This is a genomic window from Mycobacterium sp. NGS54 (genome assembly GCF_059812465.1).
On record NZ_JCALCS010000006.1, the window covers coordinates 521558 to 538784 of the forward strand.

At 64.6% G+C, this 17227-nt stretch carries 16 protein-coding genes and 1 pseudogene; 10 read left to right on the plus strand and 7 right to left on the minus strand.

What is annotated here, in order from left to right; genetic code table 11:
• Positions 1-15: 15 nt before the first annotated feature.
• The 3 genes from AC5Y5E_RS21605 to AC5Y5E_RS21615 are packed head-to-tail and all read right to left on the minus strand — an operon-like array spanning position 16 to position 3101.
• Entirely contained in the window at positions 16-1482 is a 1467-nt protein-coding gene (locus AC5Y5E_RS21605; protein WP_499904869.1) for an MCE family protein, read from the minus strand.
• A 3-nt stretch (positions 1483-1485) separates the two neighbouring features.
• Complete coding sequence (locus AC5Y5E_RS21610) at positions 1486-2334, minus strand: ABC transporter permease (protein WP_499904871.1); 849 nt, start codon at positions 2332-2334, stop codon at positions 1486-1488.
• Positions 2331-3101: an MlaE family ABC transporter permease gene (locus AC5Y5E_RS21615; RefSeq protein WP_499904873.1), complete on the minus strand. Its 771-nt coding sequence runs from the start codon at positions 3099-3101 to the stop codon at positions 2331-2333. The genes AC5Y5E_RS21610 and AC5Y5E_RS21615 overlap by 4 nt, the downstream gene beginning before the upstream one ends.
• 718 nt (positions 3102-3819) lie before the next feature.
• Here AC5Y5E_RS21615 and AC5Y5E_RS21620 point away from each other — a divergent pair.
• On the plus strand, positions 3820-4602 hold the full coding sequence (locus AC5Y5E_RS21620; RefSeq protein WP_499904874.1) for a FadR/GntR family transcriptional regulator: 783 nt from the start codon (positions 3820-3822) through the stop codon (positions 4600-4602).
• A gap of 1 nt (position 4603) precedes the next feature.
• On the opposite strand, the gene AC5Y5E_RS21625 is transcribed toward AC5Y5E_RS21620, so the two are convergent.
• Positions 4604-5497 (minus strand): alpha/beta hydrolase-fold protein, encoded by an 894-nt coding sequence (locus AC5Y5E_RS21625; protein ID WP_499905044.1) that lies wholly within the window; start codon positions 5495-5497, stop codon positions 4604-4606.
• 80 nt (positions 5498-5577) lie between these two features.
• Between AC5Y5E_RS21625 and AC5Y5E_RS21630 the strand changes: the two are divergent.
• Positions 5578-5706: pseudogene (locus AC5Y5E_RS21630) on the plus strand (hypothetical protein); the annotation flags it as partial.
• 47 nt (positions 5707-5753) lie between these two features.
• Here AC5Y5E_RS21630 and AC5Y5E_RS21635 read toward each other — a convergent pair.
• Complete coding sequence (locus AC5Y5E_RS21635; RefSeq protein WP_499904875.1) at positions 5754-6653, minus strand: bile acid:sodium symporter family protein; 900 nt, start codon at positions 6651-6653, stop codon at positions 5754-5756.
• A gap of 212 nt (positions 6654-6865) precedes the next feature.
• Here AC5Y5E_RS21635 and AC5Y5E_RS21640 point away from each other — a divergent pair, with 212 nt between their 5' ends.
• A complete protein-coding gene (locus AC5Y5E_RS21640) occupies positions 6866-7618 on the plus strand; it encodes a maleylpyruvate isomerase family mycothiol-dependent enzyme (protein ID WP_499904876.1) in 753 nt (250 codons plus the stop codon).
• A 23-nt stretch (positions 7619-7641) separates the two neighbouring features.
• Positions 7642-9141: a class I adenylate-forming enzyme family protein gene (locus AC5Y5E_RS21645; protein ID WP_499904878.1), complete on the plus strand. Its 1500-nt coding sequence runs from the start codon at positions 7642-7644 to the stop codon at positions 9139-9141.
• 16 nt (positions 9142-9157) lie between these two features.
• On the opposite strand, the gene AC5Y5E_RS21650 is transcribed toward AC5Y5E_RS21645, so the two are convergent.
• A complete protein-coding gene (locus tag AC5Y5E_RS21650) occupies positions 9158-9742 on the minus strand; it encodes a TetR-like C-terminal domain-containing protein (protein WP_499904879.1) in 585 nt (194 codons plus the stop codon).
• A 430-nt stretch (positions 9743-10172) separates the two neighbouring features.
• Here AC5Y5E_RS21650 and AC5Y5E_RS21655 point away from each other — a divergent pair, with 430 nt between their 5' ends.
• From AC5Y5E_RS21655 to AC5Y5E_RS21680, 6 genes are all read left to right on the plus strand, one after another.
• Positions 10173-12041 carry a linalool dehydratase/isomerase domain-containing protein gene (locus AC5Y5E_RS21655; RefSeq protein WP_499904881.1) on the plus strand — a complete coding sequence of 623 codons (1869 nt, stop codon included), beginning with the start codon at positions 10173-10175 and terminating at the stop codon, positions 12039-12041.
• 65 nt (positions 12042-12106) lie between these two features.
• Positions 12107-12889, plus strand: a complete 783-nt coding sequence (locus tag AC5Y5E_RS21660; protein ID WP_499904883.1) for an SDR family NAD(P)-dependent oxidoreductase — start codon at positions 12107-12109, stop codon at positions 12887-12889.
• Positions 12889-13749, plus strand: coding sequence for a cytochrome c oxidase assembly protein (locus AC5Y5E_RS21665; protein WP_499904885.1), 861 nt, complete (start codon positions 12889-12891; stop codon positions 13747-13749). Before AC5Y5E_RS21660 ends, AC5Y5E_RS21665 begins: the two co-directional genes overlap by 1 nt.
• A gap of 28 nt (positions 13750-13777) precedes the next feature.
• Positions 13778-15259, plus strand: coding sequence for an aldehyde dehydrogenase family protein (locus AC5Y5E_RS21670; RefSeq protein ID WP_499904887.1), 1482 nt, complete (start codon positions 13778-13780; stop codon positions 15257-15259).
• Positions 15260-15268: 9 nt separating this feature from the next.
• On the plus strand, positions 15269-15730 hold the full coding sequence (locus tag AC5Y5E_RS21675) for an SRPBCC family protein (protein ID WP_499904889.1): 462 nt from the start codon (positions 15269-15271) through the stop codon (positions 15728-15730).
• Between the two features lie 81 nt (positions 15731-15811).
• A complete protein-coding gene (locus tag AC5Y5E_RS21680) occupies positions 15812-16417 on the plus strand; it encodes a TetR-like C-terminal domain-containing protein (protein WP_499904891.1) in 606 nt (201 codons plus the stop codon).
• 88 nt (positions 16418-16505) lie between these two features.
• Here AC5Y5E_RS21680 and AC5Y5E_RS21685 read toward each other — a convergent pair whose 3' ends face one another.
• Positions 16506-17165 carry a hypothetical protein gene (locus tag AC5Y5E_RS21685; RefSeq protein ID WP_499904892.1) on the minus strand — a complete coding sequence of 220 codons (660 nt, stop codon included), beginning with the start codon at positions 17163-17165 and terminating at the stop codon, positions 16506-16508.
• Between the last annotated feature and the right edge of the window lie 62 nt (positions 17166-17227).

The following is a 17227-nucleotide window of genomic DNA, read 5'->3' on the forward strand; positions in this document are numbered from 1 at the left end:
TATCGTTTCCGGCGGTCAGTGGTCGGGCTCGTCCGGCGGAGCCGGCGGCGGAGGGGGAACGGTAGGCACCGGTGTCGGCTGCACCTGCGCCGGGTGCGCCACAACTGAGGGCTCCGATCCCGGCGGCGGCGGCCCGGGCTCCCGCGGCCTACCCGGAATGGCAGGCGGTAGACCGGGATACAACGGCGTTCCGTCCGGCAGGTACCACGGTGCTCCGTAGGGCGGCGCGCCCGGGTACGGCACCGGGCCCGGCGCCGGCCCCCCGTTGAGGGTATAAATGCTCGGGGGTTTCGGCGTCCCGCGCGTCACCGGACCGTAATTGGCGAACCCGGGGAAGCCGATGCCGGGGTTCGGCCGAACGTCCATCCCGGAGCCCCATCCGGTGTCGGTCACGAGGTAGCGCACGGGGAAGTTCTTGCCGACGTCCGGCAGCGAACCGCAACCGGGCGCTCCGCCCGGTCCACCCTTGGCCCCGTTGACGGGCAGGTTGTCGGGGTAGCGGTACATGTCGTCACCGAGCAAGATGCCGGCGTCACCGATGAGCGATTTCCCGTTGTGACCGGCGACCGCTTCCATCAGATCGTTGAGGCCGTTGTACCCGCCGACAAGCAGGCAGGTGAGCTCCGGGTTGTATTTCATCAGTAGGCGCGTCGTCGGCTCGAGCACATTGATCCCGTGAATCAAATTGCCCTTGGCCGGGCCGATGACGTTGATGCCGCTGTCGGACAGCCCGATCACGTCGACCAGCAGCGAGTCGAGCGCCTGGGCGTTGTCGGTGATCGTCTTGCTTGTCGTGCTGGCTGCGTCGAGCACCGACAGAATGTTCGGGGCTGCCGCGCTGTAGGTGTCGCTGAAACCCTTCAATGCGCGGTAGTCGGCGCGGATGGCGTCACTGCGTGGGTTGAGCGCCATCAGCACCTGGTTCAGGTCGGTGGTGGCCTCGCCCAGAGCTTCCCCCTTTCCGCGGAAGCCCTCACCCAACGCGGAAAGCACCGCGTTGAGTTTCGCGGGGTCGATCTGGTTGAGCACGCCGACGAGGTTCTGGAAAGTGGTATTCGCCTCGGTGCTCACGTTGCGCGACCTAAGCACCGCCCCCGCCGCCAGCGTCTTCGTACTCGGCTGCGCCGGCATCACCAGCTCCACATACTTGGCGCCGAAGGCGGTGGGCGCAGTGATCTGGGCCTCGACGTTGGCAGGAATGTATTGGAGCTGATCCGGATACAGCTCCAGCTGCAGCCTCACCCGACCATCCGGCTCGATCGACGAGACCCGGCCGACTTCCACGCCGCGCAGTTTGACTTTCGCCCCCCGATCCATGACCAGACCGGCCCGATCGGACACCAACGTCACGTCCGCGTACGGCTGCAAATCCCGGTTGAACGCGAGCCCAGTCAAGACACCAGCCGCGGCGATGACCACGACGAGGATCAGGGTCCACAGGCCCGGGTGCAGGCCGGCTTCACGCCACTTCTTTTGCGTCACTTGCTATCCCGACAGGTGGAAGTTGCCGGACCGTCCGTAGAGCGCCAGGCCGGCCGCGGCCGTCACAAGTGTCAGCACAACCAGCGAGGCGCGGACGGCACGCCCGGTCGCCTCCCCGACACCGGCCGGACCGCCCGAGGCGTTGAACCCGTAATAGGTGTGGATCAGCATGACGACGATTCCCTGCAGAACCACCTGCAGCATTGCCCAGATCACGTCGGTGGGCTGCAAGAAGGTGTTGAAGTAATGGTCGTAAACGCCACTCGACTGCCCGTAGGCAAATTGGACGAGGAACTGTGTCGACAGAAATCCGACAAGCAGGGATATGCAACAGAGCGGGATCGCCAACGCGATGCCGCCCAATATGCGTGTCGACACCAGATACGCGATCGCGCGAACGCCCATGACCTCGAGGGCGTCGATCTCCTCATTGATCCGCATCGCGCCCAGCTGCGCCGTGGCCCCGGCGCCGATCGTGGCGGCCAGCCCGATGGCGGTGATCAGTGGCGCGGCCAAACGTGGGTTGACGTACGCGGAGAAGAAGCCGACCAGCGCCTCGACCCCAAGATTGGCGGTCTGGCTATACCCGACGATGGCGACCAGCAGTCCGACGTTAAGGAGCAGGAAGCCAACTACCGCAATGGTTCCGCCGATCAGGGAGAGTGCGCCGACGCCGAGAGCCATCTGGGCGATGACGCGGATCGTCTCCGTCCTGTAGTAGATGAGCGCGTCCTTGATGCTGCCAATCGAGCGGACATAGAACGCCGTTTGTACTCCGATGCGATTCCAGCCGGCAACGCCCGCGTGAAATGTGCGGGTCAGCCGTGGCGCTCGCGCGCTGGGTGCGCTCATTTGAATTGCACCTGCGCGAGCACGGCGCTGAGTAGCGTGTTGATCACGTACAGGGACATGAAGGTGTATACGACGGTCTCGTTGACGGCGTTGCCGACACCCTGTGGACCACCGCCCACGGTGAATCCCTTGTAGCAGGCGATCAGCCCGGCGGCGAGACCGAACAACGTCGCCTTGATGACGGCGATGATCACGTCGGGTAGGCCGATGAGCAGGGTCAGGCTGGCCGCGTAGGCCCCGGGGTTGACGTTGCTGACGTAGACGGCGAAGCAATAGTCGGCAAACAAGCCGACCATCGTCCCGAGCCCGCTGAGCAGGAAGCTGTTGACGGTCAGCGCGGCAACCCGCGGCACGACCAGGCGCTGAATTGGGTTGATGCCCATAACCCGCATCGCGTCGATCTCTTCGCGGATGGTGCGCGCACCAAGGTCGGCGCACATCGCGGTGGCGGCGGCGCCGCCGATCACCAGCACCGTGATCGCCGGTCCGATCTGGGCAACCACTGCGAGCGCCGCGCCCGTCCCCGAGTTGTCGGCGGCGCCGATCTCGAATATCAGGACGTCGAGAAGAAAGATGACGAACGCGTTGAACACGATCGCCAGCAGAATCGCGGGCACCAGGGACACCCGAGCGGTGAACCAGCTCTGGTGGACGAACTCCCGCCAGGCGAACGGCGGCCGAACGAACTGCACCATGGTGTCGAGGGACATCGCGAAGAATCCGCCGATCTCCCTCAGCGGCTTCGCAATTGGGCTCGTTGCAACCACTAGCGGGCACCTGCGCGACTGCTCGTGACCGGCATGGCGACGATCCCCTCCTGTGACACAGCTTCGACCTCCGCATGTTTGTGACCCCCAACACGGGAGGATGCCGGAAGACGGTACCCCAGCATCCGGCCCTCTGGCAACAATCTAGGGCACCCCGCCAGCGTAACTACTAAGACTACCTAGTAGACCAGGTGCTCTTTGCTGTATCGTTGGCCAAAGCGGTCTTTTCCCAGAAGCCTCGTCAGACCCGAGGCGGCGGAAACTTGTCGCCCGGTAGGCGGCCGCGACCATCGTCGCAATAACTCATCGTTACGGTGTCTTACCTGCCTACCCCCATAAATTCGGCGAGACTCCAACGGTATTCTCGACCCCAGCGTCAGCGCGCCTCAATTCGCACTGTGAACCACCTGCGAGGCGCCTGTCGGCACGACCGTTATCTGTTTGCTATGAGGATTAGAATGCCACAGCTGAACCGACGAAGCGGTACGTCTAGCAACTAAATTTGGAGGCCGATAGTCGCCCGTCGGCGGGTCAGGCAAGGTCCGTGAGAGTGCGGCGGCATCCTCGGATCGCCGCCTGAAACTGTCGCGCCTTCATGACCTGCCGAAAGTCGACGCGACGGGACGCTGGCGCCAGCGCAAACACTTAATATCGCGCGCAGAGTGTATACACATGGTTTGCTGAGTTATATATGTGGGAGTCGGACCAGGAGGTCGCCTTGAGTCAACCGGATGCGCTGGCGCCGCTGGCCGCCGACAGCGCATCGGGCGCGGTGCGATCGCCGAAAACTGCTGAGCTGGTTGCCCGGACGCTGCGTCGGATGGTGGTTGACGGTCAGCTCGCCGACGGCGACTTCCTTCCTCGTGAAAGCGAGCTGATGGCACACTTCGGCGTCAGCCGGCCCACGCTGCGTGAAGCGGTCCGGGTATTGGAGTCCGAGCGCCTGGTGGAGGTCCGTCGCGGCTCACGCACCGGTGCGCGAGTGCGCACACCCGGCCCGGAAATCGTGGCCCGCCCTGCCGGGCTGCTGCTCGAGCTCTCCAGCGCCACGCTCGCGGATGTGCTGAGCGCACGAGTCGTGATAGAGCCCCCGGCCGCCAGAATGCTCGCCGAAGGCGGGACGGACCACGCGCACAACGAACTTGACCGTCTCGTGGGTGAGATGCCTCGCGCCCTCGCGGCGGGGGACCTGGCACGCGCGTCGGCGAACCTGCATCGGCGAATGGTGGAGCTCTCGGGCAACGTGACGCTGGGCGTCATCGCCGGGATGCTGGACGAGATCTCCGTGCGGCATGTCAGCGCCGCGATGGTCGAAGCGCACAACACGATGTCAAAGGCCAAGGCAGACAAACTGTTGAAGTCTTACAACCTGCTGGTGGTCCTGGTAAGGGCACGCAATGCCGTCGAGGCCGAAGCACATTGGCGCAGACACATGGAAAGCGCTGCAGCAGAATTGCTGAAGGCATGCAAGAAAACGAAAGTCCGCGACGTGATGGACTGATTCACCTGATGGATCCGGCCAAATCGCCGGACATCGCACCAAGTTCGGGTCCCCAAGACGACCAGCCGTGGTCACCGCCGGCGGGAAGGTCAAAGTGTGCGTTGGTGCCGCCGACCTGCTTGTAATACGCGAAGAACGAACTATTGGTGCCCTGCGCCTGGTCGGCGTACCCGATCATCGCGGCCGGGTCGCTGGCCGTCAGCGACTGCGGGCTGAAGATCCACAACCGGGTGCTGTTGCTCACCAAGTCCCCCACATGCACGTAGGGGTCGTGCCACTTCCACCGGCCCAGTTGGGCTGCGCCCCACATGCGCTGCGTGTCGACGCCTCCAAAGCGCATCATGCCATCGGTGATCGCGCCGTTGACGGTCGTGTTCGATGGGTAGAGGAAGCCCGACATCGAACCCGCATAGCGGAATCGGTCGGGGTGAAACTCGGCCATCATCAACGCGCCGGTGCCACCCTGTGCTGCGCCGACGATCGCATGCCCACCGGGTGCTAACCCCTTGTTCGCGGCGAGCCAGTTCGGCAGTTCATTCGACAGGAACGTCTCCCATTGGCGACTGCCGTCCTGCTCCCAATCGGTGTAGAAGCTGTACGCGCCGCTCGCCGGCGCAACGACGGAGATACCCTTGCCGGCAAGGGCGTTCATCGCGTTGCCCGCGGTCACCCAATTGCTGACGGTGTCACCCGCGTTGAAGGCATCAAGCAGGTAAACCGCGTGTGGGCCGCCGGCCATGAACGTGACGGGAATGTCGCGACCCATCGCGGCCGAAGGGACCATCAGGTTTTCCACGGCCGCAGCCTTGGCTGCACCCGTCGAGACCGGCATCAGCAATCCCAGACCAAGCACCGCCCCCAACGCGCCCCGCAGCATCATCAGACCGAACTTCATCGTCCCGCCCTCCCTACCGTCGCCGGCCGTCATCGAGGCGACCCTTTTAACCAAGTTATGTTAGTGCAATAATCGGCGGCATGGATCCCAGTCTTGACTACGACGCCAGCGACGAGCTGGAGTACGGCATTAAATGGTTCGGGTGGATCCTCAGGGGCGTCTACCCGCCCCCGGCGTATTCACCAGAGATCCCGGCGACCGGCGGGTAATTCCCTACGGCTCAGCCCACGACGCCCGTAGCGTTCACATCGACGAGCTAGACCGCCTGGTCGTCCACAGCGACGTCATACCGCGAGACAACACGGAACGCTGGGTCGAAGCGGCGCACCGTGAAAGCGAACGCCACCGCGATGAAGGGACCGATGGCTGCGTAAATGACGGCGGGGCTGGCCATTTCGGCGCTATTCAACAGCTGCGGACTCAGCGCCACGCCCATTGCCACCACGGCGTTGTGCATACCGATCTCCAGGCTGGCGGCGATGGCTTGGCGTGGCCCGAGTTGCATTACCCGGGGCATCAGATAGCCGACCGTCAAACTCACGACGCAGAACGAAACGGCGGCGCCGATCAGTACGCCGATGTTCTGCCACAGCGTCGCACCGCCCTTGACGATCGCCGTGACCGCGACCACTACCAGCAGCACCGCGGCGGCCACTTTGATCGGCCGTTGAAGTCGGCGGGCCAGCTGGGGGAACCGGTGACGCACTGCAACGCCTATAGCGGTAGGTATCAGAATGAGCCCGAACACCCCAAAGAACTTGTCCACCTGTAACGGGATGAACCGCCCTTCGCCCAGGAACCAGGTCATCGATACCGCCAATATCGCCGGCAAGGCGACGATGGACAGCACCGCGTTGACGGCGGTCAGCGTGAGATTGAGTGCTAAGTCCCCGCCGACCAGGTGACTAATGATGTTCGCCATCAGGCCGCCCGGGGTTGCAGATACCAGCATCAGCCCGACCGCCAACTTCGGATCGAGGTGCCAGGCTTCCGCGAGCAGCAGGCAAAGCGTCGGCAGAAGCAGGGATTGACAGAGCATTGCAACCGCAATGGGGCGCCGCAGCATGACCGCCCGCCGGAAGTCGGCGACGGTGAGCGTCAACCCAAGAGCGAGCATGAAGACAACAACGACCAACGGCAAGTACCGGTTGTCCATAACGCTCCACAGTGTCGGTGTGCATCGATGCCGTCGGCGCCACAAGCAACTTCGACTCGCCGTCCACGGCAGTATCGCAGTCTATGGATGTCAGGTGTCAACCAGATCAACGCAGTGAAACTGGTAGGTGCAGTCCACATGCATTGCATATAGATGAACTAGACTCTTGTGAATCATTCTGGCAGCCCTGCGGCGCGGTTCGAAGGGACGATATGGATTCATCGTTAATTGATGACCTTGCCGCCGAGCAGTCGGTGCTCGACGACCTCGTCGCAGACTTAGACGAAGAGCAGTGGGACACGGCGTCGCCGGCCGCGGGCTGGACCGTCCGCGACGAGATCGCCCATCTGGCCTTCTTCGACGACGTCGCGCTGGCCTCCCTCACCGGACAGGGCGAATCCCGTTTCGCCGAGCTTGAAGGCGCGCTGCGCGCCGGTGCTGCCGACGGTGTTCACAACCCGGGCGCGGGCCAGTCCGGTCGCGAGGTGCTCGGGTGGTGGCGACAGGCGCGCACCGCCGAAGTCGAGGCGTTCCGGCGGATCGACCCGAATGACCGCGTTCCCTGGGGTCCTAACCGAATGGCGGCGGCGAGCTTGTGCACGGCTCGGCTGATGGAAACCTGGGCGCACGGCCTCGACTGCTTCATTGCTCTCGACGTGCAACCGGTGGACGGCGAGCGGTTGCGGCATGTGTGTCACATCGCGTACCGCGCAATACCCAACGCCCTGCTGCAGGCCGGGATTGCCATGCCCGCACCGCTCCACGATCTCGTGGTAGAGGTTTGTTCGCCCGCGGGCGAGCGATGGCGCTTCGGCAGAAAGGACGCATCCAACCGCATCCAGGGCAGCGCCTCCGAGTTTGCTCGGGTGGGTGTCCGCCGGATGAGCCTCCGCGAAGCGACCACATTGCGGGCAACCGGACCGCTTGGCCAAACAGCCCTTCGATATTTGAAGGCGTACCTGTAACCGATCGGGATTGAGGTAAGTTCGTGAACAACGCCGACATGCTGATCGGCGACATTCTCGCCAGAGGCCGTACGCAGCATCCGAACAAATCCGCAATCGTTAGCGAGCACATGTCTCGCACGTATGGCGAGCTTGCCGATCGTGTCGAGCGCATCGCCGGTGGGTTCGCCGCGGCCGGGATGCGACCGCGCCACCGCATGGCGATTCTTGCCGCGAACCACCCGGGAGTGGTGGAGGTGTGCCTGGCGGCCGCGATGATTGGCGCGGTCGTCGTGCCATTGAACCCGCGCGCCACTGCCGACGACATCGCCTTTCAATGCGACGATGCCGATGCCGGATTCGCGTTCGTGCAAGCAGAACTCGAACCGCTCGCGCGGGTGGCCGGCTTGTTGGACCGACCCTCGTGGTCTTCGGGCGAAGATCTGGAAAAGCTTGTCACCCTGGGACACTCGTACCAGGGTCCCCGCCCTTGTTGTGATGATGTCCTGGTTCAGCTCTACACCTCGGGCACGACGGGACGCCCGAAGGGCTGTCTATTGACCCACCGCGGGTGGCTATCGAGCATCAGCGGCTGGGCCCACGCGACGGGCCTGTCCGGCCGCGACGTGGTCTGGCCTCAGCTCCCGCTGTTTCACGTCGCCGGGCTGCACTTCTTGTTCAGCACGCTGGCCACGGGTGGAACCTTCGTGGTCGACGGTCCCGGGGATGCGGCGCGGTTTTGGGAGGTGGTTCGGGCGCGGACGGTTTCGGTGGCGACGCTGTTTCCCAATCCGTCCGATATCGTCGAGCACCCCGAGGCCAGCCAGTCTTCGGATAGCATCCGGCTGGCCTTGTCGCAAGAGACCAATGACATGCTCATGCGATCGCTTCCCGGTGTCACGATCGGGACATCCTATGGTGCAACGGAATTGGGCGGCATAGCGCTTGCCGCCTTCGGGGACGAGTGCCTTCGCCCAGGAGCTGTGCTAGGACGACCGCTGCTCGGCCTGGTCGCCGCCGTGCTCGATGACGATGGCGCGCCGGTGCCGCAGGGCGAGGTCGGTGAATTGTGCTTCCGCGGTGCGTCGACGACACCTGGCTATTGGAAGCTGCCGGACGCGTCGGCCGGGGTCTTACGCAACGGCTGGCTACACACCGGCGACCTCGGGCGCGAGGATCCGGACGGGCTGATCTTCTTCGTCGATCGAAAGAAGGACATGGTGAAGCCCGGTGGTGAAAACGTGTATTCGGTCGAGGTCGAAGCCGCGCTGGTGGCTCATCCCGCGGTGGTGGAGTGCGCGGTGATCGGGGTGCCGGACGTGCGCTGGGGCGAAGCGGTCAAGGCCGTGGTCGTTACGCGCGAGGAGGTCACCGCCGAAGAGCTCGACCAGTGGTGCCTCGACCGCGTGGCGGCATTCAAACGTCCGCGTTGGTACGACTTCGTCGACGCGCTACCCCGCAACGCAACCGCGAAGGTCGTGAAACCCGACCTCCGCATGGCGCATGATCCCTCGACGTCGATCCGGCTGCCCGAACGAACCTGACCTCGACTGCGTTACCTCACCGGTTGGCGGCGGGCCGTCGACGGCGCCGCGTTGGTGAAGACTTGGCGCGGCCGTAGAGAATCTGCTGGACGAAGTCCGTCAGCTGACGCAGTGTTGCCGAATCGAGCAGATCATCATCCCCGTCGACGGCACCCGGCCACGGCGCCGTTGCCAGCGCATAAATCATGACCGCGCCACCGAGAGCTTCGATCACCGAGGCGCACGAGGTGTCCGGATGGAGCTCTCCCCGGTCGCGGGCGCGCTCCAGGACACTGACCGCCTGCCTAATCTGCGGCTCGACCACGCGAATGCGGTACTGCTGCAGAACATCCGGGTATTGCGCCGCGTCGATGTGGACCCGCAGGTTGGCGTACCCATTGCCGCCGGCGAAGTAGGTGAAGATGTCGCCGGCCAACGCGATAAGTGCCTCCTCGATCGGCCGGTCCTCGGCGAGCAGTGGGACAGCTTGATCTGAGAGCGCCTCGAGCAGCAGCGAGCGAGCATCGGAATAGCGTCGGTACACCGCGTCCTTGCTGACGCCGGCGGCCTTCGCCACCCCCTCGAAGTGGAATCCCACCCACCCTTCCAGCGCATACAGCATGCGGGCCGCCCGCCGGACCTTGTCGTCGATCGTCGGATCACGCCGACGTCCCGCCCCCGGCTTCCTTTGCTGAGCAGGCCGGACCATAGCCATCGAAGTCCTCTCCTTCGCTGCAGCGTATGCGGTCACTAGCGGCCAGCCTATTGCCGACGCAATCCGTCGGTATTACACTCCGCTACATCACAGTAGACATCCCGATGTTGAGGGGACCACATTTTCACCTCCCGATTTCGACGCGTGAACGGCTGATGGCCTGCTGCGTGCTGGCATCGGCTCTCTTCGGGGCAGCGTTTCGCAAGATCTCACGTCGCGGCGGACGCGAGTCGCCCGTCGCGGTGGCACGGTGGTCACCGCCTCCGTCGAGCCGAGAGGCACATCCATGACTACTTCGACCGTCCAACCCGATGAGGACACCAGGGTGGGATACAAGTTGACGATTCCCGACGAGCCCAGCGGTCCCGCCGTTCGGGCACTGTTGCGCCGCACTGGAATCGGCGCGGCGTTCGTCGTCGGTGGGGCAATCGTGGTGTCAGCGCTGAGCAAGCGTCCCGGTACCCGGGCGCTGGCCCTCGGAACACTTTGTCCCGGTGCCGGCTATATCTACACGCGCAGCCCGCTGCGGTTCCTTGCCACGGTGGCGGGTTTCGCGACCTCGTTGGTGGCGTGGTTCGGCAGTGGAAACATCGTGCTGCCGCCGTTGCTCTGGGCCGCAACCGCATTCAATGCGCGCAAGCAGGCCAGCCGCGGGGACAAGACGTGGAACGGTGCTCGGGTAGCGGTGCCTACGGCACTATTCAGCGCGGCCGCAGTCGGCACCGTAGCCCGGCGTCGCGCCTTCCGCGCTGCACAGCACCGGGGCCGCACCCGGGCTCGATATCTCTTGGGTGTTCCTCGAATCGATCCGCGCCCCAAACCATCTGTCGGTAACGAACTTTCGACACAAGATCTCGCGACTCTGCGAGCGCTGTTAGATCGGGCTCTGCAGCCGCTGGACAAGTTCGACGGCTTCACCAAGTTGGACCAGTTTCAAACGTCGGCGATCCGCTATCAGCTGAATTTCATGCAATGGGCGCTTGCAATGGCTCAATTGCACTACACGCCTTCCTTTCACGGCTATTTGTCCGCGGCTCAGCGCAACCTGATCGACAAGCTGACACTGCCGCCGATCTGGCGCTACTGGGCTTTCGAGCAAACGTGGGGCAACCTCAGCCTCGACTGGGACCCGATGAAGCGCGACAACATTATGCTGTCTGGCTACCTCGGAACGATGCTGGGCGCTTACGAGTCCAACACCGGCGACGACCGCTACCGCCGCAGCGGCGCGTTGCCGTTCCGGCTCGGCAAGCGCACCTGGCCCTATACCCACGACATGGTTGCCGCAGCCGTCCACGACAACATGCAGCGGTCGGACATGACATTGTTCCCGTGCGAACCGAACTGGATCTACAGCGCCTGCAATATGACCGGCATCAACACGCTGATTCTGTCGGACAGGCTGCACGGCACCAGGTTCGTCGACTCGATTGGGGAGGAATTCCGTCGCCGACTCCACGAGGAGTTCATCACGCCGGATGGACGAGTGACCGCGATTCGCTCCGCACGGCTCGGTGTGACCATCCCGATGCTCACCTCCACGATCGCCGATTGCGGACTGGCCAGTATGTTGCATGCCTTCGACCCCGAACTCGCGCAACGATGCTGGGTCATCGTCCGCCGCGAATTCGTTGACACGGCAGGGCCCGAGCCAACCATCGCGCTGCGCGGGTGGGATGCCATCGATACCGGGAATTACCGCAAGTCGACGGCCGCAGCCATCGCTCCGGTGATGTGGGCGGCGGCCGAAATGGGTGACACCGAGCTGTGCGAAATCTTGGCAGCATCACTGGACCGCCAACTGCCGCCCACGCAGGCCGGCGGCACCCGCTGGTACGACGAATTGTCGACCAACATGAACGCCATGCTGGCACTCGCCCGGTTCAACCCGCCGGGTGGTCACCGCGCCTTGATCACCGAGGGGCCGGGCAAGGCAGTGTTGACCGGCCCCATTCTGACGGGTGTGAGCTATCCAGAGGTAATGGTGGCCTCCACCCGCACCGACGGCACTGATCTCCGCCTGGTCTTGTGGCCGGGTGACGGGCCTGCCCGCGTAGAACTGGGCGTCGAACGCCTCGTGCCCCACGGGCGGTATCGCCTGCGCGGCACCGTCGATGACGAATTGGACGCCGATGAACGGGGCCGCCTGGTCATCGCCGCCGATCTGGGAGGACGCACCGAGGTCGCGCTCGCGCCGATCCCTTGATGGAGCCGCCCGATTTCCCGGGCGGTTGAAGCACAAGACGAACGAGAACCAGGAGATTTCAGCGAATGAAAAAGGTAGTCGTGACGGGCGCCGGCTCCGGCATCGGCAAGGAGTTCACCAAGTTGTACCTCGAGGACGGTTCGGCGGTTCTCGCGGTGAGCCTACTGCAGGCCGAACTCGACGAGCTGAGCGAGGACTTCCGGTTCGGCGCGCCGCGGCTGCAAACACTTCAAATGGACCTGTCGAAGCCCGACGCAGCCACCGCCCTGCTGCAATGGTGTCAGGAGAACGACTGGATTCCGGACACACTGATCAACAACGCGGGCTTCGCCTGCTTCGGTGATGCCGTCGACCTGTCGCCCGAGCGGGTGGCGAACATGTTGGAACTCAACGTGATCACGCTGACCACGACCTCGATGCTCTTCGGCCGCCAGATGAAGGAACGTGGGCACGGCGCGATCCTCAACGTGGGCTCGACGGCGGGCATGGTCCCCTCGATCCGCATGGCGTCCTACTGTGGCAGCAAGTCTTATGTGAACACATTTACCTACGCGCTCGCCGCCGAGTTGAAGCCCCACGGGGTCACCGTTACCTGCTTGACGCCCGGCGCGACACAAACCAAGTTCGCACAGGCCGGCGGCATCGATACCTTCACGGGTAAGTCTTTCCTGCACAACATGTTCGAAAAGAACAAGGCCGGCTCGCCAGCCAAGGTTGCCCGCGCGGGATACGACGCGCTGGCCGCCGGCAAGAGGCAGGCGCTGGTCGGCAAGGGAGCCACCGCTGCCGCCGTCTTGTCACGTGTGTTTTCGCAGAAGCGTCTGCCTGGGCTGATCAGGACTCCGTGATGCCGCCCGGGGCGGTTGACGCCACACCGGTCGCCAAAGGTCCGCGGCTGTCGGCCCGGTTGTGGATCGCGGCGGGCGCCGAGATCGCGGTCGCCGTGGCGGTGGCGGCGCTGCTGCTGAAAACTGGCGATACGACGCCGACGATGGAAGATGGCGCTCGCGCCACGCCGAGCATGCAACCACCACGTTCAGCCCAATTTGGTTGGCATCCAGCCATATTAGTGGCGGCGGCAATTACCGCGGCGCTGCTAATCTGCTGGCTTGCCGGTCGGATGCGGATCGCCGCGATCCTCGGAGCCGCCGGTCTTATCATCGTGGGAACATCCGAGACGGTACGAGCAATGGCTCTGCAATCCCACCTAATAGCCATGGCGGCGCTCGAGGCTCTGATGGTTGCCGCGCCGCTATTGCTCATCTCCGTGAGGCGCCCCGGTCGGCCGGCGGACCTTCTCCGACATTCCCGACCATGGACGGCATGGGTGGTCATCGCCGTCGCCCTCAACTCGGCCCTGTTGATCGCGGTGCATTTGCCCAGCGTGCACAGTCGGGCCGCAGAGCTCGACATGGTCCCACTCTGGCTTGCGTTGCTCGTCGTCGTGATCGGACTGAGCTACTGGGCCGCCATACTGGTCACCGCCGGCCACGTCCGGCCCGCCGTACGGCGCAGCGCACTGATCATCGGTCAGGAAGTCGCGGCCATTCTCGGCCTGGCTGCGCTGCTCCAGCCTTCCACGTCCATGCATCAGCCCACCGCACTTGGGCTTTCACCCCCGGTTGACCAGCGACTGGGCGGCCTCCTGATGCTCGTCACGTGTGCCGCCGTGACGCTGCCGCTTGCCAAACGTCTGCAACAACAGTAAATACCCCGACAAGTTCGAACGGAGAGCGATGTCCACTGACGTCGAGAGTGCGGCGCGCCAATTCACTGACGGCCAGTCGGCGACGTTAAACGCGCTGTTGGACGCTCAGCGATCCGACTTCCTCCAAGCCGGGCCCCCATCGGCTGCGGTGCGACGTGACAGGATTGACCGGCTGATTCTGCTTCTGACCGAGAACGCCGACGAATTCTCCGCCGCGCTCAACGCCGACTTCGGCAACCGGCCTCACGCGGTCAATATCTTGTCGGAGATCGCGGGAATCCTGCCGGATATCAACGCAACTCGTCGCCACCTGGAGTCGTGGATGCGCCCGCAGCGGATCCGGTCCGCCACGCTGCTCGGACTGCCGACCACGGTGGAGAAAAAGCCGTTGGGGGTGGTGGGCATCATCGGCCCATGGAACTTCCCCATCGGCCTGGTCGTCCAACCCGCCGCCTCGGCATTCGCCGCGGGGAACAGGGTCATGATCAAATTCTCGGAGGTAACCGCCCGCACCGCAGAACTGTTCGCCGCCACGGCGGCAAGGTATTTCGACCCGACCGAGCTGACAGTCGTCACCGGTGGAGCCGAGGTCGGCGCGGCGTTCAGCGCACTGCCCTTCGACCATCTCTTCTTCACCGGGTCACCGAAAGTCGGCGCGCTCGTCGCCGCGGCGGCGGCCAAGAATCTCGTTCCCGTAACCCTCGAGCTCGGGGGCAAGAACCCCGCGGTCATCGCTCCCAATGCCGACGTGCCGGCCATGGCGCGGCGCGTGATGGCAGCACGGCTGGGCAACGGCGGCCAGATTTGTCTTTGTCCCGACTACGCGTTCGTGCCCCGCGGCCGCGTGGAAACCTTCGTCGCGGCGGCAGTCGAGCACGGCCGAGTCGCCGCCTCTGCGGATGGCGAGGCAGGGTTGGTCAGCATCGTCGACGACAAGAACTTCCAACGAGTGACCGCATTGATCGAAGACGCCCGATCGCGAGGCGCGACGGTCCGCGACAGCGGTACCCCTTCGGATCCGAGGCGTCGGCTCATCCCGCCGACCGTCGTGCTCGATGTCACCGATGACATGCACATCGCTCGGGAGGAGGTCTTCGGACCTGTGCTGACGGTGCTGCCCTACGACACGATCGACGATGTGTGTGACTATGTCGCGGCGCGACCCTCGCCGCTGGCGGCGTATTGGTACGGCCCGGGCGATTGCGGCCTCGACGAGTTCCGCGCGAGGACTTTCAGCGGCGGCATGACGATCAACGACTTCGCTCTGCACTGCGCGGTGATGGCCGCACCATTCGGGGGGGTGGGGCACAGCGGCTGGGGTGCCTACCACGGCAGGACGGGATTTGACACCTTTACGCACCACCGCACCGTCACGATCAGCCGACTGCCGATGAGCTTGGCGGCCCTGATCACCCCGCCCTATCCGGCGGGGTTGTCGCCGGCGATTTCGGCTTACGTCCGCTTCGAGCGTTTCCGTGCGCGCCGGCGCAGGAATCGCACCAGGCACTAGCATGCCGCGGTGAAGCAGTTCTCCGGAGAGGTCGCATTTCGATCGCCTGCCGCCCCTGAATCGTTGTGGCAGCTAGTCAGCGATGTCACCCAAATGGGTCGTTGGAGCCCGGAATGCACCGGTGGACGCTGGCTCGGCGGCGCGTCGAAACCGGTTCTCGGCGCGCGGTTCCGCGGCGCAAACCGCCTCGGTCCGTTTCGGTGGTCCACCACTTGCGAGATCGTGGAGGTCGAAGAGGGTCAGCGCTTGGCCTTCGACGCCCGGCATTGGAGCGGTGCCGCAACCCGCTGGTCTTTCGAGCTGGTCGCGGACGGCGACGGAACTGTGTTGCGAGAACGCTTCGAGACGCGTGACTCGCCGGGTTGGGTTCTGCTGCTCGACCGTCTGGCCGGCCGCCCTGATCGGCTGGTGTCCTCGATGACAACGACGCTGGAACGCCTCAGCGAGGCGGCTTCGCGAACCCGACTTTGACCGCCGGCCCACCTCCCGCAAAAGCTCCCATAATTGCCATCCAGTAGTTTGCACCTGACATCGGAACCGGCGAGGACAGTCATGGCACGATCGGCGAATGCGGGCACCGGGCGCCCCCGTGACCCAAATGTGGAGGAACGCGTACGCCAGGCCGCGTGCGACCTTTACGGTCGTGTGGGATGGAGTGGGTTCAGCATCGACGCCGTGGCCAGGGCGGCGCGGGTCGGCAAGTCGTCGATATACCTGCGCTGGCCCGATCAGACGTCGTTGCTGCTCGAAACGCTCGAAGCCCGCATTGCCCTGCCGTTGGATACCGACACCGGAAGCCTTCGTGGTGATCTAATCGTGTTGAGCCGCAGCATCTTTGATCTGCTAGTCAGCGAGATCGGTGACGTTGTCGTCCGGCTGAGCGCCGAAGCGCGCGCGGTGCCCGAATTGGCCCCGCGCTGGGCGGATTTCGTGGGCGCTCAGGCGACCGCCATGCGAGCCATCACGAAACGCGGGATCGCCCGCGGCGACCTGCCGGAAAACGCACCGGTGACCCTGATGCTGGATGCCCTGTTCGGCGCCTTGCTGATGCACTACATGGCGACACCGCCATCGCGTATGCGACGACTTGCGAAGGGCGCTAACGACTACACGGAAGCGCTGGTCGACATGGTGTTGGCGGCCCTGCCGACGAGCTGAGGACTGGCGGCGAGCGGAGCAAAATCCCGCTGCGGCAATGCCAGTCGCGGCACCGCCGCCTTCTCGGCGATCTTTCATTGTTGTGGTGTCAGATCGGTGTGAACTCGGAGATCAACCAGCGCCGGCCTACTTTCTCGAGGGTCACCCGCACACTCGATGCCGTGCTTGTCGGTGGATCGGGGTCGTGCATGAAGGTCTGGTTGACGTAAAGCAGCACGACGGCGTGGTCGATCGTTGTCGATACGGACGCGGCCGCCGGGACGTACACCATCGACGAGATTTGTTTTTGCCGCGCGTCGGGGATCACCGCCTGATGGGTGAACAGCGTGTAGGAATCTTTGAACTTGCCGGTGAGCCGATCCCGCGCCGCACTGAGGTCCGCGTCCACGGTGCCGGCCCGGTAACTCAGTATCGCCAAAGTGCCGTCTCGGGCCGCACGGAGGGAATCGACGCGCGCCGAGTGTAAAAGCTGCGCGGACACGACCTCCCACGTCAAGAGCCCGGCGCCGCCCCCGAGTCCGACCAGGAGTGTCGGCAGGAGGCCGTAGGCGACGGCGCGTGTCCGGGGCCGGCCCCGACGAGGGGCGCAGGCGCCCGCCGCCTTCCCATCGCGCGGCCCGTCCATGTCATCCGGAACGTCACCGCCAAGTGCGCGCAGCGGTGCGCCCAAGTCATTCGCGTCATGCTCGGTCTTGCCGGGCAGCCGGTGCCGGCCCGCGGGCGCCGTCGTCGCGAGACGCAGTTGCATGGGACCACCCCGCCTCCTGGCCGCACCGTTGCCCTGTGGTCCGGCGCCCATATAACTTACTA